General features: G+C 59.1%; 17 protein-coding genes. 2 read left to right on the forward strand and 15 right to left on the reverse strand.

Translation table 11 applies throughout. The annotated features are described in order from the left end of the window. Nucleotides 1–72: 72 nt before the first annotated feature. The gene (nhaA, locus tag NITLEN_RS12985) at nucleotides 73–1,896 is read right to left on the reverse strand and encodes a Na+/H+ antiporter NhaA (RefSeq protein WP_121990039.1); all 1,824 of its coding nucleotides are present in this window, start codon (nucleotides 1,894–1,896) and stop codon (nucleotides 73–75) included. Between the two features lie 304 nt (nucleotides 1,897–2,200). Then, complete coding sequence (locus NITLEN_RS12990; RefSeq protein WP_181416853.1) at nucleotides 2,201–2,983, reverse strand: hypothetical protein; 783 nt, start codon at nucleotides 2,981–2,983, stop codon at nucleotides 2,201–2,203. A 174-nt stretch (nucleotides 2,984–3,157) separates the two neighbouring features. Between NITLEN_RS12990 and NITLEN_RS12995 the strand changes: the two genes are divergently transcribed. Further along, on the forward strand, nucleotides 3,158–3,979 hold the full coding sequence (locus NITLEN_RS12995) for a dolichyl-phosphate beta-glucosyltransferase (RefSeq protein ID WP_181416854.1): 822 nt from the start codon (nucleotides 3,158–3,160) through the stop codon (nucleotides 3,977–3,979). Here the strand turns inward: NITLEN_RS12995 and NITLEN_RS13000 are convergent. Both NITLEN_RS13000 and NITLEN_RS13005 read right to left on the reverse strand, forming a co-directional pair. After that, nucleotides 3,951–5,501, reverse strand: a complete 1,551-nt coding sequence (locus NITLEN_RS13000) for a hypothetical protein (RefSeq protein WP_121990042.1) — start codon at nucleotides 5,499–5,501, stop codon at nucleotides 3,951–3,953. The genes NITLEN_RS12995 and NITLEN_RS13000 overlap by 29 nt on opposite strands. A gap of 41 nt (nucleotides 5,502–5,542) precedes the next feature. Continuing rightward, the gene (locus tag NITLEN_RS13005) at nucleotides 5,543–7,333 is read right to left on the reverse strand and encodes a carbamoyltransferase family protein (RefSeq protein ID WP_146216183.1); all 1,791 of its coding nucleotides are present in this window, start codon (nucleotides 7,331–7,333) and stop codon (nucleotides 5,543–5,545) included. A gap of 78 nt (nucleotides 7,334–7,411) precedes the next feature. Here NITLEN_RS13005 and NITLEN_RS13010 point away from each other — a divergent pair, with 78 nt between their 5' ends. Beyond that, entirely contained in the window at nucleotides 7,412–9,274 is a 1,863-nt protein-coding gene (locus NITLEN_RS13010) for a caspase family protein (RefSeq protein WP_146216184.1), read from the forward strand. A gap of 264 nt (nucleotides 9,275–9,538) precedes the next feature. On the opposite strand, the gene NITLEN_RS13015 is transcribed toward NITLEN_RS13010, so the two are convergent. From NITLEN_RS13015 to tolB, 11 genes are all read right to left on the reverse strand, one after another. Then, a complete protein-coding gene (locus tag NITLEN_RS13015) occupies nucleotides 9,539–9,985 on the reverse strand; it encodes a c-type cytochrome (RefSeq protein ID WP_121990045.1) in 447 nt (148 codons plus the stop codon). A 482-nt stretch (nucleotides 9,986–10,467) separates the two neighbouring features. Beyond that, nucleotides 10,468–11,394 carry a helix-turn-helix domain-containing protein gene (locus tag NITLEN_RS13020; RefSeq protein WP_121990046.1) on the reverse strand — a complete coding sequence of 309 codons (927 nt, stop codon included), beginning with the start codon at nucleotides 11,392–11,394 and terminating at the stop codon, nucleotides 10,468–10,470. A gap of 10 nt (nucleotides 11,395–11,404) precedes the next feature. Beyond that, complete coding sequence (locus tag NITLEN_RS13025) at nucleotides 11,405–12,097, reverse strand: tetratricopeptide repeat protein (protein WP_121990047.1); 693 nt, start codon at nucleotides 12,095–12,097, stop codon at nucleotides 11,405–11,407. Next, complete coding sequence (locus NITLEN_RS13030; RefSeq protein WP_121990048.1) at nucleotides 12,097–13,011, reverse strand: PfkB family carbohydrate kinase; 915 nt, start codon at nucleotides 13,009–13,011, stop codon at nucleotides 12,097–12,099. Before NITLEN_RS13030 ends, NITLEN_RS13025 begins: the two co-directional genes overlap by 1 nt. Nucleotides 13,012–13,014: 3 nt before the next feature. Further along, nucleotides 13,015–13,914 (reverse strand): S-methyl-5'-thioadenosine phosphorylase, encoded by a 900-nt coding sequence (mtnP, locus tag NITLEN_RS13035; protein WP_121990049.1) that lies wholly within the window; start codon nucleotides 13,912–13,914, stop codon nucleotides 13,015–13,017. A 25-nt stretch (nucleotides 13,915–13,939) separates the two neighbouring features. Beyond that, nucleotides 13,940–14,947, reverse strand: a complete 1,008-nt coding sequence (gene miaA / locus NITLEN_RS13040; RefSeq protein ID WP_121990050.1) for a tRNA (adenosine(37)-N6)-dimethylallyltransferase MiaA — start codon at nucleotides 14,945–14,947, stop codon at nucleotides 13,940–13,942. 24 nt (nucleotides 14,948–14,971) lie between these two features. Next, complete coding sequence (mutL, locus tag NITLEN_RS13045) at nucleotides 14,972–16,771, reverse strand: DNA mismatch repair endonuclease MutL (protein WP_181416855.1); 1,800 nt, start codon at nucleotides 16,769–16,771, stop codon at nucleotides 14,972–14,974. A gap of 67 nt (nucleotides 16,772–16,838) precedes the next feature. Further along, nucleotides 16,839–17,612, reverse strand: coding sequence for a tol-pal system protein YbgF (gene ybgF / locus NITLEN_RS13050; RefSeq protein ID WP_121990052.1), 774 nt, complete (start codon nucleotides 17,610–17,612; stop codon nucleotides 16,839–16,841). 5 nt (nucleotides 17,613–17,617) lie between these two features. Continuing rightward, the gene (ybgF, locus tag NITLEN_RS13055; RefSeq protein WP_181416856.1) at nucleotides 17,618–19,111 is read right to left on the reverse strand and encodes a tol-pal system protein YbgF; all 1,494 of its coding nucleotides are present in this window, start codon (nucleotides 19,109–19,111) and stop codon (nucleotides 17,618–17,620) included. A 72-nt stretch (nucleotides 19,112–19,183) separates the two neighbouring features. Then, the gene (gene pal / locus NITLEN_RS18320; RefSeq protein WP_219999448.1) at nucleotides 19,184–19,882 is read right to left on the reverse strand and encodes a peptidoglycan-associated lipoprotein Pal; all 699 of its coding nucleotides are present in this window, start codon (nucleotides 19,880–19,882) and stop codon (nucleotides 19,184–19,186) included. Nucleotides 19,883–19,967: 85 nt separating this feature from the next. Beyond that, nucleotides 19,968–21,290 (reverse strand): Tol-Pal system beta propeller repeat protein TolB, encoded by a 1,323-nt coding sequence (gene tolB / locus NITLEN_RS13065; RefSeq protein ID WP_121990054.1) that lies wholly within the window; start codon nucleotides 21,288–21,290, stop codon nucleotides 19,968–19,970. Between the last annotated feature and the right edge of the window lie 2 nt (nucleotides 21,291–21,292).

The raw sequence follows: 21,292 nt of genomic DNA on the forward strand, positions 1-21,292 counted from the left end.
ACGGAAATTCCCGCTGCAGGAAGCACATAGGCTCGCCCAGCACCGCGCCGACTGACGAGGCCGCACGTGGTTCTATCGCTCTTTCTGTTCTGCCGCACCCCACAACAGCGCGACGCCGATGACCGCGGCCAGCACCGAGGCGGCCAGCACGGCAAGCTTGGCGGCTGCAAAGTCGGCATCGATGGGGAAGGCTTGTCCCGCGATGAAAAGCGACATGGTGAATCCGATCCCGGCCAATCCCCCTGCGCCGGCCAATTGCAACCACGAGTAGCTGTCCGGTTTCTCCGCCAGATTGGTCCACACCGCAATCCTCGAGGCCAAGATCAGCCCAATGGGCTTGCCGATCACCAGCCCGGTCATGATGGCGAACAGCAACCCATTGTGTCCGCTCAAGGCATCGGTCGAGATCACCACACCCGCGTTCGCCAGGGCAAACAGGGGGAGCACCAGATACGTGGAACGGCCTCCGGCAAGGCGCAACACGCGGCTGGCCGGAGACTCCAACCGTTCATGGATGGCATCGAGTGCACGCAGGGCAGGCAGCGACGGTCCGTGCCGGAGCACGTCTTTGCCGTTGGCTTCGTCAGCCGAGACAATCAAATTGGCTTGCGTCAACAATGCTTGAAAATTAGGCGGCGGCCGGGTCGGAATAAAGAGCGCCAAGAGAACCCCCGCCAGTGTGGCATGCAATCCGCTGGCATGCACGCAGGCCCAGAGCAGGATGCCGAGCGCCATGTAGGGCAGCACCCGATACACCCTCGATTGATTGAGCAGTCCAAGCGCTCCCACGATCACGGCGCCGACGGCGAGGTAGCCGAGCTGAAGAGGGCCGGAGTACACCGCCGCGACCACAAGGATCGAGCCGATGTCGTCGACAATGGCGGCCGCCGTTAGGAAGACACGCAATTCGACTGGAACACGGCGGCCCAGCACCGCCATCAGCGCGATCGCGAAGGCGGTATCGGTAGCCATGGGAACGCCCCAGCCATACGTCCATGGACCAGCGGGAATGATCAGGAGATACAGGAGAGCGGGCACCACCATGCCGCCGATGGCGGCGGCGATCGGGAGAGCGGCCGAGCGGCGGCTCGCCAAATGGCCGACCGTGATTTCGCGCTTAATTTCCAGCCCGACCACTAGGAAAAAGATCGTGAGCAGGCCATCGTTGATCCAGTGCCGGAGTGACATTCGAAAACCGAGGTCTCCAAAAACCATCCCGACATCTTGATGCCACAACGCCTCGAAGGCAGCCCCGAGCGGCGAATTGGTGAGCACGAGCGCCAGCAGGGTGGTGAGGAGGAGCAGCACGCCAGCCGATGGGCCCCAGCCGACGAAATCGAGCGTCACCGAACGGAGGCGATGCTCCAGGGTTCCGCGCATGGCGTCGCACAGAGACTGCTCATCCCAGGGACCGTCATATCGGCGGTTATTGATGAAAAATGAGGGCGTCATCAACACACCGCTCGCCTTGGCGCTCGCGACGTCGGACTCCACTCGCTCCTTGGCACGCTCGGCCGTCGCACTGGTCTGTGAGTCATCTGGATCGATGTCCAGTTCCGCAGCAACGGCAACCAGATCCTCTTCCGTCAATTCGGAGGACCTGGTCATGAGCGCCATGTGGACCTTCCAGAATTGCTCCCCCTCCGCTCGTTCCACGAGTTCTGCGGCCCGCCGCGCGAGCTCGTGATGGGGAATCGGACGCTGGCGGAAGACATAGCGCACCCGGTCACCGAAGTAGTCGCGCACGGTCGCGATGCTCTCGTTGGCTTCACGGCAATACCCGCACGCATAACTGCCATACTCGACAAGGGTAATGCTTGCATGAGAAGGCCCCAGCGTATGGTCGCGCTCGTCTACCGGCCGATCCAGCCAGCCTTTCTGTACGTCATGAGACATGGGTGTTGGTTTCCGTGTTGCTCAATAATTCAGTACACGCACTCTACATCGCTGCCATGGTCATGGTCCAGACCGGCTAGGTGAGAGAACACAAGACGTTGGGTGTTGTTGTTTCAAAACTTTTTCGCCCAACGCGATCTGAAGAATACGGCGCTGTGGGTGGGGAGGAAGAGAATCATCCGTTGAAGCACTGGCCTGACAGCTCAGTTGCTGCCAGGCCAGCGATGACACGACACGTTCAATGATCAGACAGGCCATGGCCCCAAAATATTTACCTCATACCGGCCAGAGAGATCCCTGCGGCTCAGCTGCTTCGGCGGGCCGCCGCATCGGCTTCGAGCTGACCCAGCCAGGAATTCTGGAGCTTCAACGCGAGCCGTTTCTCGGCTTGCTCGAACGACACCACCCGCAAGGTATTGGGAGCCCCCTCATAGGTCGGCGGCCAGATACGCCGCTCCGGCTCCTGCGGCCTGAGGTAGACAACCGGATACCATTGATTCATCCCCGGGGCTGTCGGGCGATCCAACGTGGCCGATCCTCGGCCTTCGGCCTGCATCACCACGCGGCCGGACGTGACCTCAATCAACGCAAACTCCAAGAGCGACCAATTGTCCCGCCGATAGCCTGGCTGGGCATGAGTCGTCCATCCCAAAAACAGGGTGACGGGATATTCCTGCTCCGCGCTCGACACCACCACCACCGCCAGATACTCCAACCCTGTGCTCTTCGCCAGCTCGACAAGGCGGGTGAGATCTCCGCCTCGATCCTGAGGACGCACGCCTTCCGCCGAAAGCACCGCGGTCACAGTCAGGGGCAACACCCGCGCTACATCCTGCTTGAGCGTCTCGCCCAATCGCACCAGCGCCTCTTCCGGCAACACCGCTTCAGTTGTCTGATCCGGCTGATCCCGCACGAGCACCAAGCCGGCGGTGAGCGGACGCGGCTCTGTTTTGAGGAGCGCCTCGGGAGCTGAGGGTTGATCAAGCTTGAGATACTGACCCATGCGACTCGGGGGAACCGCGCTGGCACAGGCGACAACGAGCACATACACCGTCAGGAGAGACGCACCGCGAACCAGATTGTGCATGACGCACCTCCAGGCTCAAGTGGATGGCGAGGGATCGACCGTCACATAAACATACGTTCGCTCCCCCTCGGCAGATCTGTCAAGTCCACTAGAGTCGATCGGCCCCACTTGAAATCAGGCACAAAGTCATTTACCGTACCGCCATTCCGAGAGTACTTCCACGCAGGACGCGAGGTGAAGAATCCGGTGACGCAGGAAGAATTCTACAGGGTACTGGATCTCTCCATCGTCATCCCCGCGCACAACGAAGCCACGCGCATTCTTCCCCATCTCCGCTCGATTCGCGACAATCTTTCCAGACAAGACCGCTCCTACGAAATCATCGTCGTCGATGACGGCAGCCAAGATGACACGGTCAAAGTGGTCCGCACCTTTGCCAAAACCGAACCGGCATTGCGAGTCATTCCGCTCCCGACCTGCATGGGAAAAGGCGGCGCGGTGAGGCAAGGCATGCTCGCGGCACGCGGCCGGCTGCAGCTCTTCACCGATGCCGACGGGGCCACCGCCATTACGGAACTGGACCGGCTCGAACAGGCCATCCGGAACGGCGCCGACATGGCCATCGGGTCGCGGAGCCTGGCCTCCCAACAACCCGACTTCGAAGTGAACGCCCGCTGGCACCGAAGCCTGCTGGGCGGCTGCTTCAATGCGCTTGTCCGCCTGGGGGGAATCCAAGGGGTCGGCGATACCCAATGCGGGTTCAAATTATTCGAACGATCCGTCGCGCGCGATCTCTTCTCCGTGTCGACCATCAATGGCTACGGCTTTGACCTCGAACTATTGTTCGTGGCTCAGCGGCGCGGCTATCGGATCGCCGAAGTTCCCGTGAATTGGACCGATCAACCGGGGTCGAAAGTGCGGCTGGTTCGAGATAGCATCGCCATGCTCCGCGAATTCACCATCATTCACCGGAATGCGGCCAGAGGATACTACTCCCCGCTTGCGGCACCTGATCCCGTTACTTCACTCAGCGCGACGGCTCCAATCCCGGAATAACGTTCTCTACCGGGGAATTCCTCTTCACGTAGACCACGACCTTCCTATCTTCGTATTCTTTCTCCCACCCCGGCGTGGAGGCCAATACCGTTGCAAGCGCCGTCTCTCTTTTCAGCAACGCCCAATCCACCGCGTATTTGTCGAGGAGATCTGTCCGAGGAACCGAAGCCGAGACAAGATCGACATAATTTTTGAAGATCCATCGATCTCCAATCTGCCAGGCCGGCATCCGCCCATCAATAAACGTCTTGATCCCCGGAACCTGCCACAACAGAAAACCGCCATATTGATAGTCATGGACCGGCCTTGAACCCAAGCGATCGCGATGGGCGCGAATCCACTCAACCGCTTCGATGGGATAGGACGTCTGGCGAAATGCGACATCCGGAGTCACCCCGAATCGCCAGACATCCCGCAGATGATCAGGACCAAGCACAACCAGCAAGAGAGCGAGTGCCGCCGTCACACCCAGGCCTCCCCATGCTGCTCCACGCTGCCGCAGCTTCAGTGCCGACGCCATCCGGCCATACCCGATTTGTAACAATTCAACGGCGAGCGGGAGACTCACGATTAAAAAAATCGGAATGTTCCGCAGATGCCGGCAAGCCACGAAAAGAAATGCTACGAACACGCCGATGCGTACCGGCTCAAGACGCCGATACCAAAGCACCGCCGCAACCGTCAGTCCCCCCAGATAGATCACGAATAGTCGGCCCGCCAAGGTTTCCAATGAAGGCGGTTGCCACTCCTGCAGCATCGACACCATAAATTGATTCGCCAGCGAATCCAGGATTTCCTGGTGCAGCCGCCAGCCATAGGGATTCAGCAGCGTCGCCAGGCCGGCAAGGCCGGTCGCCAGGGTCAGAGGCCACAGATCGGGTGAGGGCAGATCCCGCTCATCCAATCTGCGCTGCGCATCTGGCCACACACGGAAAACCATGGCCACGCACCAATTCAATCCAATCACGACTGCCAACAGAAAGAGCCCCGCGGTGAATCCGCCGTGCAGATTGGCCCACAGAAGGAAAATCGGCGGGAGCAGCCAGATGATCCACCGGGTTCCTTGCCGCAGCCGATCCAGTACCACCAGCACCACTGCCATACCGAGCAAGGTTACTACCTGTGTGCGTGCTCCCAGGAACGGGAGCGCCACCCACAAGGATAAAACACAGACGACCAGACGAACCGGCCAGATCGCCTGCCCGGTCCGTGCGGCGATGATCCAGGCCGCAGCTGTGACCAGACCGAAGAACGCAATGACGAGCAGCCCACCGGCAGAACCGCCGATGCGATACAGCCACCCAAGTACGAGATCGGTCAGCCACGCATGCTCCACCCATGGCCAATCCGGCATTGTATGTGAGTAGGGATCGAGCGCCGGGAGCTGCCCTCCGGACACGAGTAAATCCAATCCGGTCCGCAGATGCCAACCAAAGTCGGGCTCGGTCAACGGCTGTAGCGCAAAATTCACGATGATCAGAAGCAGGAGGGCATTCAATGCGGAAGTGTGAATGGCGGGCATCTGACCTGAATCTACCGACGACCCATTCCGACGCGGACGTTTCATCGCAGACGAGAGGCAGCCGGGTTCGCCACGAGCAGGTTTCCCAATACCAGCCAATCGACCTCGGTGCGCTGGAAGCAGCGAACCGCGTCATCCGGCGAACAGACGATCGGCTCCTGCACATTGAAGGACGTATTGAGCAAGACCGGCACGCCGGTGCGCCGGGCGAAGGCCTGCAGCAATTGATGAAAGAGCGGATTGGCGTGCCGATCGACCGTTTGAACTCGCGCCGACCCATCCACATGCACCACGGCCGGGATAATGCCTTTCGCGCTGGGTTTCGCAGCGACCGTCACCATCATGAAGGGAGAAGAGGCCGGCGCATCGAAGTACGCACCCGCTTCTTCTGCCAGCACGGAAGGCGCGAAGGGGCGGAATAATTCACGTTGTTTGACCTTGGCATTGATGAGCGCACGACTATCATCCCGGCGCGGATCGGCCAGCAGGCTGCGGTTGCCTAACGCACGCGGCCCCCACTCCATGCGTCCCTGGAACCAGAACACGAGTTTACCGTTCGCGAGTTCCCGGGCCACCTGGCCGCACAATTCTGCATCGGCGAACCGCTGAGATTGTAAGCCCGCTCGCTGCAATGCCGTCAGACAATCCGCTTCACTAAACTGCGGCCCCCAATAGGCCGCCGTCATGACCGGACGCTGGGTCATGGCTCCGCGCCGAAACGTGTGCCACAAGGCGGCCCCCATCGCGGCCCCGGAGTCACCGGCGGCGGGGGGAATATAGACCTCGCGAAAACCTGCCTCGCGCCACAATCGACTATTGGCGACGCAATTATAGGCCACTCCGCCCGCCAGGCAGAGGTGATCCGCCTTGGTTTTCATCCGCAGCGCGCGAGCCAAGGCCAGCAAGACTTCCTCTAACACCAGTTGCACGCTCGCGGCCAGATCGCGATGGCGCGGTCCCACCTCTTCATCCGGCAGCCGCGGCGTGCCCAGCAAGGAGACTAACCCGGGAACAAAGATTCCGGCCCGCGCCAGATGAAAATCCAACAACGTGGTATTCAGCGTAAAGGTTCCGTCGGGAACAAGCCGAAGAATATACCGGCGAATCGTTTCGGCATAGCGCGGCTCACCATACGCCGCCAACCCCATCACGATGTACTCGTCGTGGTCCGGCTTGAGCCCCAGAAATGCCGTCATGGCAGCATAGAACTGGCCGAGCGAATGCGGAAGCGGCGTACGTCCGATCGCGTGGATCTGCTGCCGGTCGGCGATCGCCATCATCGTCGAATGCGACTCGGATGCACCATCCACAACGAGGACTGCCGCTCGTTCAAATGGGGAGACCAGAAACGCGCTGGCGGCATGGCACATGTGATGATCGAGAAACGTGACGGGTGGGCACGGCGTGCCGTCGATCTGCCCGCTTAGCTTTCGCCGCAAGCAGGCCAGCTCCCACCATTCCTGACGCAGACGTTCAACCGACCGCCGACCCTTCTCTCGAAACAGCTGGGGCGAACGAACCATCGCGCTCACGGCCAACCGCGCGCGCGTCCCGATCTCCCAATATTTCCACGGCACCGCCACCGCATCGAGCTCACAAAGACGAAGCCCGGCTTCGTTTAAGCAATATCGAATGGCATGGATCGGCAGCGCGGACACATGCTTGATGCGAACGAATCGTTCTTCTTCCGCAGCCGCCACAATCCGCCCGTCTTGAACGAGTGCGGCGGCCGCATCCCGCATATTGGAAAGCCCCAGAGTCAACATGGGAACCGAGCATAGATCGAGTGGCCGCAACGCCGCAAGGGATGGGCGGATCCGTGTTGCTTTCACCTTTTGAATCCGGTACGGTGGCGCGTCGAAATTAACCCCAGCCCTCGGAGCCTGAACCCAATGAACGGTTCCTTTTCCATGCCAGCCAGACCGCTCAGGACACCGCTTCCAGCCATTCTGACGATGCTCTTCCTGATCATTGGAGTCGGCTGTGCGAGCCACTTGGAGTTTCCTCCGATGGGTGAGCCGCTGCACGTCTCGGTCAAGCTGGAAATTCCTGCTTCGATCAAAACGCTGCGGGCGGAATACACCGACGGATGCGGACACCTCATGCAAGTCCCGCTCGGAGCTCGCCTGGAAGAAGCCCTTGTGGAAGGCGCCTATCGAACATTCAAATCCGTTTCCTACGAAGGGGGCGGGAGCAAAGATGCGGTGCCGGAGGCCGTCGTCCGCGTGGATCTGGTGAATTGGTCATTCAAGCTTCAGCAGGACAACCTCTACGACCGCGTCCCGGCGAATATTCAATTGAATGCTATCGCACGGGTGTACGATCTCACCGGGAAGGTTCTGCGCGAATCCGAAGTGAAGGTCGTGCGCCAAGAGCGATTACGTCTAGAGGCCGCCCAACGCAACTGCGATTACATCATCGACCCGTTTATCCAGGACACCTCCGTCGATTTTGCCTCCAAAGTTTCGATGGATGTCCGAGAAGCCTTTGGGGGAAAAACGCAGGCGGCTGTGACGGCGGCGACCCCAGCCCCGCTGGCAACGCCTCAACCAGCAGCAGGACTCCCGACAAGCAGGCCGCAGCTTCCGGCGACAACGGCATCCGCCTCGTCTTCACTCCGCTTTAAAGCGATGATCCTTGATGAGAATGGGAACCTCGTCTTGGAAGGCGGTGAACGTGTCCGGGTCCGCGTTGATATTGTGAACGTCGGCATGACGGCGATTCAGCAGGCCATCGTCTCTCTTTCCGGCAGTCAGGCGCTCATTACGCATTTCCCGTCGTCCGTGCTGCCTGTCCCGGCGTTACAGCCGGGAGAGACTAAATCCATTGAGTTTGTCGCGACGCTACCGCCTTCAATCCAGCCGCAGAAAGCCGAGCTCCACGTCACCGTCGAAGAACCGGCCTCACACCAGGCAGCTCCGGCACAAACACTGACGGTCGTGATGCAGGCAACCGGCATTAAAACCGATGACGTAGACCAAATCCCCGTCGCCACCACAACGTTCCACCAACCCAACACCTATCTGCTCTCGATCGGAATCGGATCATACCGGGACCCGCAGGTTCTCCCACGAAAGTTTGCGTCACTCGATGCGGAGATGGTGGCCAGCTACTTCCAGGCACTGGGAGGAGTTCCTTCAACCAATGTCCGCCTGCTGCAAGACTGGAAAGCCTTGCGCCCGGATATCGATGAAGCCCTCCTGGACTGGCTCCCGCCGCACATGACCAAAGAGGCTGTGGTTATTGTGTACTTCGCCGGCCAAGCGATGGTAACCCATACGGGAGAAGTGCTCTTGGTTCCCTACGAAGGCAGCCCGACCGCCACATCGCGCCTCTATCCCCTGAAAGACCTTGAAGCGGCGCTGACGCGACTCAAAGCGAAACAAGTGATCCTGTTATTCGATGGAATGGTGTCGAGGCTTCATAGCGACCCCAAGGTAAAAAATCTCCCCCCTCGTTGGGACTCAGCGGGATCCTCGATCATCCGCATCGTCAGCAGCGACAACCTCGGCAAGGGTCTGGAAGACGATACCCACCGCCATGGACTGATGACGTACTACCTACTCCGCGCGCTGCGAGGGGAGAGCGATTCAAACCGCGACGGGTCGGTGACCCTCGCGGAAACGGCCGCATACGTGAGCCAAAAAGTCACCTGGGCGGCGAAGACCCAATTTAATAGTGATCAACGTCCGCTCATCGTTCCGCCACTCAAACAAACGGATCCGTCGTCTGCGCTCGTGCTGAGCAAGCTCGCTGCGATTCGAGGCGAATAACTGTTTTCACTCTTCACAGACTGCACACCGAATACACTCATTCGCCGCCAGTCCGGCATGCATCGTAGCCGCTGACGCGCCTCGCTCCGAAGCGGTGGCCTCCCCTGTCAGTCCATGAACCGATGACGATCACGGCGACGCGGCCGGACGGAAAGTGGCAGGTCTCGCGTACGTACTCAACTCGGGAAAGATTCTCACCAAAACGCGAGAGGGGCGGGGGATTGCTCCCCCGCCCCTCTCTCAACACTGCGAACTCTACAGGAACTACTCGCCCTTGCAGAAGCTCCGCTCGTAGTTGATGATGTTCCACGCTTCTTCTTCGTTGATCGCGGCAGGAATCAACGAGACCATGCCGGTGCCCTGGCTGCCGTTCTTGATGACCCAGAACAGCTCGCCATCTTTCCGCTTCTTGTGGAACTTGCAATTGGTGAAGTCCCGGGGGCTCGGATCCAGAATCGCGCCGGCCGGTCCATCGCCCTTGCCTTCTTTTCCATGACAGTTGAAGCAAGTGCCCTTGCCCTCGAATAACGCCTTGCCCTTGGCAATGCTCTCAGGACTCGAGGCAATCGGATTCTTCATGGCCTTTGCATCGCTCATCTGATCGGCTGGGACGCGGGGCTTCAGCGGATCTTTTTCCGCGGCTCCCGCCACCGTCACAGACATGAGCATCAGGGCTGCAGTGATTCCCAAGAACTTCGAGAAGTAACCCATCGCACGTCCTCCTTTGTGTTGAACCCACCACACGTGAACTCGGCCTTAGGCCGCTGGCATTATGATACCGATACAAAAATTCACTGAAACGGGCGGACTATAGCAACCACGCTCGATTCTTGTCAAGAAATCCGTCCTCTCACTGCCGCATCTTGCTAGTGTCCCAATCGCCAACCCTCTTATCTCCGCCCGCTACACTCGTCTCATGTATCAAGGTGCGTGCCAGATGAATCATCTCATGAACGGCCTTATTTGAGCCACTTAGAGCGATCAATCCTGACCAGATCCTCAACTAGCCTCCGTCGTGACACCTTTGCGCCACAAACTTTCATTGTTGCCCCAGCAAGGGCTGACGCGAATCGAAACGGATCAACCTGCCGTGGCTATCACGACCGACGATAGCAGACCCATGCGTTGAGATGCGGAGAGACCTGATACACCGGCCCCGTTTGAGGAGAGCCAGAAGAAATGAGGTGCCCGTCTTACCGCTTGATCACCACATCACGGGCGACTTTCCCACTCGGACCAAATGGCTTCAGTGGCTTTCCATTGAGTTCAGCTTTCACACCGCCAGCATTCCCCAGCGTCAGAATGAACTGGTCCTGTCCTTTCCAATGAGCCTTTTCACCCGGACGAAGTAACGCCTCCTGTGGACTGCCGTTGTCGATCTGAACCACCACCCAACTCAATTCGTTGGCCTCAAGATCCAGCGCTAATTGTCCATCCGAAGCCGGCCCGGCCCCTTCGATTGCGAGGCTACCAAGCGGACCATCCGTGCCAGGCGACGCCGTCGACACAGGGTCAGCCTCTGGTTTTGCGACAACCACCGGAGCATGGCTCCCGGCCGGCTCAGTGGCACGGCTCTCCGCCACAGGCTTCACAGGGGCGGGAGGCACGACGTCGCTGGACTTCGCTGGGATAGGAATCGGCTCCGGATCCTGATGGGTGCTGGGATCACCGGCTTCTTTCGTCGCCGGAACGCCGCGCTTATTCGACATCAACTCAGATGTACCGCGCCGCAAAACCGACGACTGCTCTCGGCTCAAAAGAAAAATGAGCGTCAACACCGCAATCCCGATCGCCACCGCGACCGCTTTCCGGTTGGCTTGGCGCTTACGCTCTTCCTCAACCTGCCGAACCTTCAGTCGTTCCCGTTCATCCTGTTTTTCATAAAAAGCCCCGGCTGACTGGACAAACCGGTGAATGGCGTCCTCTTCGTCGAGCCCAAGCGAACGCGCGTAGGATCGAACAAACCCTCTCGCAAAGACCTGATCCGGCAACTTGGCGAAATTTCCATCCTCCAACGCCTTGACAAAATCCGACCGGATGCGTGTCTTCGCCGCCACTTCGTCGACGGTCAATCCCTTGGTCTCACGAACCTGCCGAAAAAATTCGCCAACCGATTCCATACGCCCTCAACTACTTTAACCGAGCCAAAAGTTCTGTTGCTGCCGCGGCGTACTCGCCGCCCTTATCCATCGTCTTCACCTTGCCAAGAGCCTCTCGCGCCTTGGCGGTATATCCCAACTTGGTATATACCCGCCCCAACTCGAGCAGGGTCAACGCCGGAGGCACACTGGCGGGATTTGCAGTCGCGGCGTCCTCCAACGACTCCATCGCCTCCTGGAAATCTCCCTGTTGAATCAAGGCCCGGCCTAAATGAAACCGCGCCAAGTCCGGAGTAGCGTAGAGGGGATTAGCCAGTGCGGCCCGGTAAGACCGGATCGCCTCTTCCCACTTCCCCTGGCTGGCCAATACTTGCCCCAGATAGGTATGCGCTTCTGAATAGGCGTCGTCAATCTGGATAGCAGCCAGAAACTGTTCTTCTGCGAGGGTGAATTTCCCCTGGATGGCATAAACATGACCCAGGCCATAGTGCGCCTCTTTGTTCTTCGGGTTCAGCTGGACCGCTTTTTGAAACGACACAAACGCTTTCTGCCGGTCCCCGCTGAGCGTCGCGATGCCTTCCTGGTAATGGCCTTGCGATTTTTGAATCGCCTCATCCGTGGCCGCACAGGCGCTGATGAATAGACAGCCTCCCACAAGCAAGCTGCGCCCGCACTGCAGCACGCGCCTCCCCCCTTGCCCGCGGCCCTGTTCCCCATCAAGCATTACGACACATCCTCAAAATGGGTCAATCGCTTGAATTCCCGGAACCGCGCCTGAATCTCTTTGTAATCCAGGATACGTAACCGGTCAAGACTAAAGGATTCTACCGTAAAAGACGCCATCACACTTCCGAAAATGATGGCTTGCTTCATGGTCTCAGCAGAACGATTTCCCGTCGCAGCGAGATAGCCCAAAAACCCGCCGGCAAACGTGTCCCCGGCGCCGGTGGGATCCCGCACATCCTCTAGGGGGAACGCCGGCGCGCCGAACACCTGGGTTCCGTTGAACATCAATACACCGTACTCTCCCCGCTTGATGATGAGATACTTGGGCCCCCGCGCCAGGATTTGCTTGGCCACTTTCACCAGATTGGAATCTTGTCCCAATGCGCGGGCCTCACCATCATTGATGATCAGGATATCGATTTTCTCTAAGACCTTCCACAACGCATCGCGCTTCCCGTTGATCCAGAAATTCATCGTGTCGCAGGCCACCAGGCCGGGACGCTCAACCTTCTGCAACACGTCAAGTTGCAGCTCGGGATCGATGTTGCCAAGGAACAGCACATCAGGGGAACGGTACGCCTCGGGAATCTTGGGACGGAAGGTTTCAAACACGTTCAGCTTCGTGTCGAGCGTCTTCGCCTCATTCAGCTGATACGAGTATTCCCCCTTCCACCGAAACGTCGCCCCAGGCCGCTGCTCCAGCCCCGTCAGATCAATTCCGCGGCTCTTGAGAAACGCAATGTGCTGGGCGGGGAAATCCTCTCCCACGACAGCAATCAGCGCGACCGACGTAAAAAAACTGGCCGACGTCGAGAAATACGTTGCGGACCCGCCGAGAATATCGGCCCCCTCTCCAAACGGTGTCTTTACCGTGTCGAGCGCAACTGACCCTACCACCAGCAGCTTCCCCATGGTTTACCGCGCTCCTTTCTTTGTCCCAAAGACACGCCGCGTGAGAATCCCAAACTTCTTCCGGACAGCCGCGGTGATACTCGCTGGAGCGGTCACGATCGCATTGTCCAATGCCCGATGGCAGAGACACGCCGGAGCATCGGCCACAGCCGGCATCACTGCCTTGAGCATCTGCTTTGCCAGAGCCACATTCTTGTGAAGCGTGGCCAGGATCGCCTCCACCGTCACGGCTTCCTCCGTCTCATGCCAGCAATCATAGTCCGTGGCCAGCGCCATGGTCGCGTAACAGAGCTCTGCTTCACGCGCCAGCTTGGCCTCCGGCATATTGGTCATCCCGATCACATCCACACCCCATTGCCGATACAGCCGCGACTCCGCTTTGGTCGAAAACTGCGGCCCCTCCATGCACAGATACGTGCCGCCGCGATGGAGCGTTGCCCCAACCCCTTCGCCTGCGACCGCCAGGACTTGGGCCATCCAGGAACAAATCGGCTCGCCAAAGGCGACATGCGCCACAATGCCCCCCTCAAAAAACGTGGAGGCGCGACGCTTTGTGAGATCAATGAACTGATCGGGAATCACGACGTGGCCCGGCTCGATCCGCTCCTTCATACTCCCGACCGCGCTGACCGAGATGACTCGCTGCACACCCAACGATTTCAGGGCGTAGATATTTGCGCGATAGTTGATTTCGCCGGGATTCAATCGATGTCCTCGACCATGCCGGGAGAGAAACGCGATGGACACCCCATCCAGCCGTCCCACGCGAATCGCATCCGACGGCGCACCAAACGGCGTACGGATCCGTACGTCGCGCACACCTTTCAGTCCCTCAATGTCGTACAACCCACTCCCGCCGATAACCCCTATTGAGGCCTGTGACCCGTTGCTCTTACGTGCCATGAACTCATACTCCCGGTTACGTCACTCACGAGGCAGGCTGAGCACGCCGTGTGCCTAGCGATGCCATGAATTGCTCAATCAGCTCAACGACCCGATCGGCGGTTTGACTGGTAGACTCCTGCGCATCGATCATCAACCACGTAATGCCCGGCTCCTTTCGAAACCAGGTCATCTGGCGCTTCGCATACTGCCTGGTGTCCTGTTTGAATTGTCGCACCATCTCGATCGCGTCATACTCGCCGGCGAATTGCGCGGCAAGGTGCCGATACCCCAGCCCCTTCATCGATCCCAGCGCACGGCTATACCCGCGCGCCAGAAGAGCCCGCGTCTCTTCTACCATGCCATGCGCCAGCTGCCAATCGATACGGGCTTCGATCCGGCGATGGAGATGCTCTTTAGGACGCTGTAGCCCGATCAGCAAGGTGGGAAACGCCGCCGCTTGCAATTGATGACGGGCGTGCAACGAAGCGAGTGAACAACCGGCCAAGCGATAGACCTCCAGAGCCCGGATCACTTTTGACTCATCGTTGGGATGAAGCCGTGAAGCGGTGACCGGATCCACTCGTACAAGCTCGGCGTAGAGGCCTTCGCGCCCCTGCGTGGCCACCAACGCCATGAGTTCCAGCCGGATGTCCGCATCGGCCGCCGGCGCCTCGCAGATTCCCCGAATCAACGTGCGGATATAGAGTCCGGTACCACCGACAACCAGAGGAAGCCGGCCGGCCCGAATCACTCGATCGATTTCATCCAAGGCATCCCGCTGATAGCGCCCGGCGTTATAGGGCTCATCGGGATCCACAAGATCGATGAGCCGGTGCACAATACCTTGCCGCTCTTGCACTGACGGCTTATCCGTCCCGATGTCCATCCCGCGATAGACCTGGCGGGAATCGGCCGTCAAAATCTCCGTGTTGTAGCGCTGGGCTACCTGGACCCCGACCGCGCTCTTCCCCGTGGCCGTAGGCCCCAGCAAGACGATGAGGGGGCGATGCCGGCGAATCGTGTCGGCCATCATATCGGATTGAGTGAGCATGGTGAGGATCTCAATTCTGCTCGACTACCACCCGACCCGGCCAAACAGCTTCTCAAGCTCGTCCCCGGTCAGTTGAAAGACTGTCCGCCGGCCATGCGGGCACGTTTGGATCTTCCCTTCAACAAGCCAATCCTCGGTGAGTTGCCGGATCTCCGGAAGGCCCATCGACCGACCGGCTCGCACCGCACTGTGGCAGGCCAACGAGGCTAGAACAGGACGCACGCGCGCTTCGAGACTCGACGCTTGCCCCCAAAGACTCAGATCCTCCAGCAAATCTTGCAGGAAGGCCGAGGCGTTGATCGGACCGATCCCGAGCGGCACGCTCCGCACAAGGACGGCCGACTTGCCGAACGGCTCAAGCTCGAGACCTAGTTTCTCCAGTTCACCTTGGTAGCGCTGCAGAAGGGCCGCATGAGGAGCGGATAGTTCCACCGACTCCGGGATCAACAACGGTTGCGAGACCATTCCACGAGCCGCCCACGCCCTGTATAATCGCTCAAACAAGACGCGCTCATGGGCCGTATGCTGATCGAGGATAGTCAACGCACCACCCACCTGTACAACCAGATACGTGTGGTGCAGCTGTCCGAACACCACCACATCCGACGAAGGAACCCGCACATACGGTTCAGCCGCTTCATTTACAAATGCGAGCTGATCGGTTGCTGTCGGAAGGCGGCCGATTGCCTGAGGGTCTGCCTGACCTGTTCCATCCGAAGGCGTCGCCGCTTGAGCAGGAAACCAGGTCCGCGATAATCCCCTGCCGATGACCGGCTCTTCAGGTTCTCGCGGAACAAAGGACTCGCCGGCGGCCGGCTCGCTTCGGCTGAGCGCCTGTCGCACAGCGCGGCGGACCAACTGATGGATCGCTTCCTGCTCCGCAAAGCGAACTTCACGCTTTGAGGGATGTACATTCACATCCACACGATCCGGGTCGATCTCTAAAAATATGACGAACTGAGGCTGCTGCCCCTTAGGAAGAAATGATCCATAGCCCTCGACCATCGCATGGGCAACGGCCGCATTCCGGACCGGCCGGCGATTGACGAAGAGTTCTTGGGGTGTTCGCGAGGCCTTCGCGTGATTCGGATCGACGATCACTCCGGTAATCCTTGCTCCCGGCTGTCCGGCTTCTACCAATACCGTCTGATCGAGCAGGAACCGTGGATAGACCTGGCCGATACGGTCCCGGTCCATAGCCACAGCGGGATAGTTCAACGTCTCCTGCCCGTTGCAGATCAATTTGAAATGCACCCCAGGCCAGGCCAGCGCCGCCTGCTGTACGACGCGCGTGATGTGGGACGATTCCGTCGGAACAGATTTGAGAAACTTTTTGCGGGCAGGCTGATTGTGGAAAAGATCCGTGACCTCAATGCGTGTCCCGACGATCGGAGACGCATCAAGAATCTGCGGGGCCGCTCCGCCACGCATCTGCAACTCGGTTCCCACAGAATCCGACTGCATGGCCGTGACGAGCCGCACATTCGAGACCGAGGCAATACTGGGAAGGGCCTCCCCACGAAATCCCATCGAGCGGATGGACCATAAATCCTGATCGGATCTCAGTTTGCTGGTGGCATGACGTTCGAAGGCATGCGGCGCGTCGGCCCGGCTCATACCCTCGCCGTCGTCCGTCACGCGAATGCTCGCGAGGCCCCCGTCCTTGATCTCGACGGAAATGGTCTTGCTCTGCGCATCCAGACTGTTCTCGATAAGCTCTTTGACCACGGCGGCAGGGCGTTCGATCACTTCGCCGGCGGCGATTCGGCTGACGACGTCGCCCGGCAAGATGCGAATTTTTCGGCTCGAACTGGTGGTCAGCACAACACGACACTCCACAGCATCTCGACGAAGGCCGACTGCGTGAGGCAGGAATCGCGCGCCGGGACCGTCACCGAATATCGGCGAGTTTATTCTTCGCGAGCTTGGCTTCGTCCGAGGTAGGAAACTCTTCAATCACCCGCTTGAGATATCTTCTGGACTTCACCAAATCCCCGGTTTCCGCCGTCGCCAAACCCAGCTTGTAGAGGGCGGCAGAAACTTTTTCGTTCCCGGGGTACTCCGCCACGAGATACTCGAACGTCGTCGTAGCCCGCGCGTAGTCCTTCTGATTATAGAGCGATTCTCCCAACCAGTAATGCGCATTCGGCGTCAATGAAGTCCCGGCGAAGTCTTTGGTGAACCGCTGAAATCCTGATACCGCCAGGTCATACTTTCCGTTCAGAAAATCGTTGTAGGCGAGATTGAAGGCGGATGTCGGCGTGATGCCGGGCATGCCAGACACAATCGGGGCACTCTCGACGGGCCCCGTCGACTTGCCCGGCTTCGCCGTTTTAGGTGCCTCGGGCACGCTTACGTCGGTTCGGGCTGATGCAAGACCGACACTGTCTTCGAGCTTAGCCAGCTTCGACTCCAGCTTTTGAAGGCGCGCCGCCAGCTCATCAACTCGCGGCTTTCCCGACTCAACATCCTTGACGCGTTCGACCGATTCGAGACGCCTCAAAACCGCATCGACCCGCTGATGGTCCTGTTCTTGGGAACGCGACACCGTCGACAGGTGGTCGCGCAATTCAACAAAGTCCGCATGCTTAGCGCAGCCCGGCAAGATCAGTAACGAGCCCACGATGCCGATCGCCGTCATGTGAGGAAGAATGTACGCGTGCATGAAATCTATCGACCCTCCTTCAACTGAACCAGCTTGTCAGATGCTTTTCCAGCTTCCGGACTCCTTGGATACAGCGTGACCACTTGTTTAAATGCCGACGAGGCCCGCTTCTTATCCTTCAACGCCAGATAGGCGTACCCCTTCTTCAAAATAGCGGCAGGCACTTTCTCGCTTCGCGGATAGTCCGATTCGACCTTGTCATACGCATCGATCGCCCGCTTGAAGTCCTTAGCTCCGTAATAGGCTTCCCCGAGCCAATAGCGGGCATTCGGCGCAAGATCCGAGTTCGGGTAGTTGGCAATGAACGCCGAAAATCCCCGGCGCGCTCCCTCTAAGTCACCGTCGCGAAAGAGAGCCAGCACCCGTTCATATTGTCCGCGGTCTGCCGCGATATCGCCCGCTGGAGCAGGGGCAGCAACAACCGGAGCGTCCACGGGAGCGGGAATCGACGCCACCGGAGCAGCGGAACTCTCCGCCTCATCCGATGAAACCGGCTGTGACTGCGTCAGGGATGAGGACGGAGCAGGCTCAGCCTCGTGTACGTGCCGTTCAGGCGCGGGAGCTTCCGGCGCAGGAGAGAGAGTCGACCGCTGTGCCTGTTTGAGACTCTGCGTCCGTCCTCCGTTTTTTTGGCCCACTTGTTCCAATGACCGGCCTAATGAATCGATCCGGCGATCCTGCTCATCGAACCGCGCCGTGAATTTCTGGCTGACAGACTCCAGCGTCTTCACGACGGATGCGACGCTTTTGTTGACCCCATCAAGATGGCCGCTCATGGACCGATTGGACTCGTTGATATGGGACACCGCCGCTTTATTCTCGGCATCGACCTTCCCCGAGATCGCCCGAGTTTCCTGCTCATCCTGAATAACGCGATCATTCAAGCTGGTAAATGCCGTTTTGAATCCTGTAAGCGACTGATTGAACTGGGTCAGATTCTGAGACACTTTCTGATCCAAACTCTGCTGACTCGCCTCCAAGTCCCTCCGCTGCCCATCCAGCCGCTCAGCCACTTTCCGATCCAGCACCTCGTTGCTCTGCTTCACGGCCGTCAGGACATCGCGCTTGAGATCGTCCGTCGCCTTGCTGACCATTTTGGACAACTCGTCGAGGCGCGCATTCACCTTGGCATCTTGCGTTTCGAGACTTTTCTGGAGCCATACGTACCGAGTATTGGTATCCGCCTCGAGCTTGGCCGCCAGCTGCTCCAGCTTCTTCGTTTGCTGTTCCAACTGTGCCGAGCGGTGCTTGAGATCTTCCTGCTTGGACTGGAGATCCTCCGCTTGATGACGGGCCTTTTCAAGTTCCCCGCGGAGTTGCGGAAGATCTTGCTCCCGCAGAGTGGAAATCTCCTGGCTCTGCCGCGCGCGCGTCTGAGAGAACTGATCGTCCTGCTGCTTCAGTTTCTGCTGCAGGGTGCGCTCAGTTTGTTTGAGATCGGCTTGTTGCGCCACACATCCGGACAACAATGTGAAGAGCATGACGAGAACAACAGCCACCGCACACCTCACTTGCTGGAGATGATCCTGATCCATTCTCACCATCCGCGCAGCACCCCACCGCATAGGATCTTACTTCCCCGACTTCACGACCACATGGCCGCGGCGATTCTGGGCATAGCAGGCTTCGCTATGGTCTTTGCAAAACGGGCGCTCTTTCCCGTACGACACCACGCCCAAGCGATTGGCGCTCACACCAAGTTCAACCAAGTAGTTCCGGGCCGCCTTCGCGCGCTTCTCGCCCAGCACGAGGTTATAGGCCGATGTTCCACGCTCATCGCAATGTCCTTCAATCTTCAATTGGGCCCCAGGATTTCCCTTGATCCACTCGGCGTCGCGGGAGAGCGCCTGGCGGCCTTCCTCTGAAACCGCAAAGCTATCGTACCCGAAGAACACATCTCGCAAACCGGCCGCATCAGCCGCGGCTTGCTCGGACAGAATTTCATCCATCTGACGTCCGCTCTGGGAGGGGTCCAGCTTCGCCATCATCGTCCCGCCGTTCACGCGCTCCTCGCCGGGATTCTTATCAAGTCCGCGTAACCCGCCCGATCCGTCCCGACCGGCCAGCGACGTGTCGGGGAAATTGGAGCTGACTCCGCCACTGGTTGGTCCGCCGATTCCACCGGCACCGGGAGTTCCTTTGGCCATGCCAGCCTGTGAAGACTGGGTATCTCCGCCGGCCTGCACAGACTTCTTCGAACAGCCCGGCACCGTGACCAGCAACAGACCGGCCAGCATTGGAATAGACCACTGTGATAACGTCGCGCTCATAGATTCACTCCTTCTTCTAGAGATATCTCCCGGCCTATCCGGCGAGACCTCTTCCATGTGTGATCGTGTGTATCGACCAGGTGAATTACGACGCCGGCGACCAGGCCGGCGCACTGTTGTGCGTGCCAGTAAATGTGACCCGCTCCAAATCTTTTCCGTCTGCGTTAATCATATAAATCTGGCTCTTCCCATCCACGGTCGAGCTAAACACCAGATGCCTTCCGTCCGGAGACCAGGACGGCGAATCCTCAACCCCCGGCCCCGCCGTGAGCTGCACGCGCTTCTGCCCGTCCGGCGTAATGAGGCACAGCTTATACTCTTTCTTGGGTGTCCGGCACACATACGCAATCCAGTTTCCCCGTGGCGACCACGCCGGGGCCGCATTGTAGTCCCCCTCAAACGTCAGGCGGCGAACATTCGTGCCGTCGGCGCTCATGAGAAATACCTGAGGGCCGCCGCTTCGATCCGACGCAAACGCCAGTTCTCGTCCTGAGGGAGCCCAGGACGGCGAGAGATCTCCGGACGCGTGCGTCGTCATGCGTTGCATGGCCTTGGTTCTGGTATCGAGTTTATAGAGCTCTGAATTGCCCTCATGACTCGATGCGAAGGCCAGAAAGTTACCATCGGGCGACAGCGCCGGCGTGATATTCAATCCGGCCAGCGACACAATCGTCCACCGCTTGCCGGTAGCCAATTCGATCATATCGATATCCTGCGTGTTGCGATTGCGATAGGCCGTAAATACCAGAAAGCGGCGGTCCGGCGACCAGCGCGGCATCAGGTTCAAAAATCCATCCGAGGTCAGCTGGCGCGGCTCATACCCATCATAGTCCATCACGAACAACTCCCGCGCCGTTCCCTGCTCAGACACGTAAGCAATTTTGGTGCGGGCAATGCCTGGTTCGCCGGTATACCGAAACACTAACTCATCTGCAAAACGATGGGCCATCAGCCGCACGACTGAAGAAGATCCGACATAGCGCTTCCCGCCGACAATTTCATCCGATTCGCCATCATAGACGAATCCGTCCATGCTGACATCGGCGTCCTTGTCCCCGGCCTTCGCACCGGCCTTTCCCCAAACCAAGACCGAGACGCCGTTTTCCTTTGCCTGCTTGAACGCGGGATGTGGGCCCGTGCCGATATCCCGCACTTTGATGCCGAGACTCGGAAGATCCACGAGCGAAAATACGAGCGAGCGCCGGATATCGGCTTTCAGCACCTCTTCCAGCCGTCCGCCCAACCACTCCGGGCCGCCCACGTTCTGGATCCCGATCACGCCCAGAGGAATCTTTTGAAAATCTGGCCGGGTTGCTTCAAGAAACACATCGGTCGCGCCGGATTCGATGATCCCGATGAGCCCACCCAAGACCAGACAACCCGTTATGCACCACGTTCTGAATGTCATGG

Source organism: Nitrospira lenta, from assembly GCF_900403705.1.
GTDB lineage: Bacteria > Nitrospirota > Nitrospiria > Nitrospirales > Nitrospiraceae > Nitrospira_D > Nitrospira_D lenta.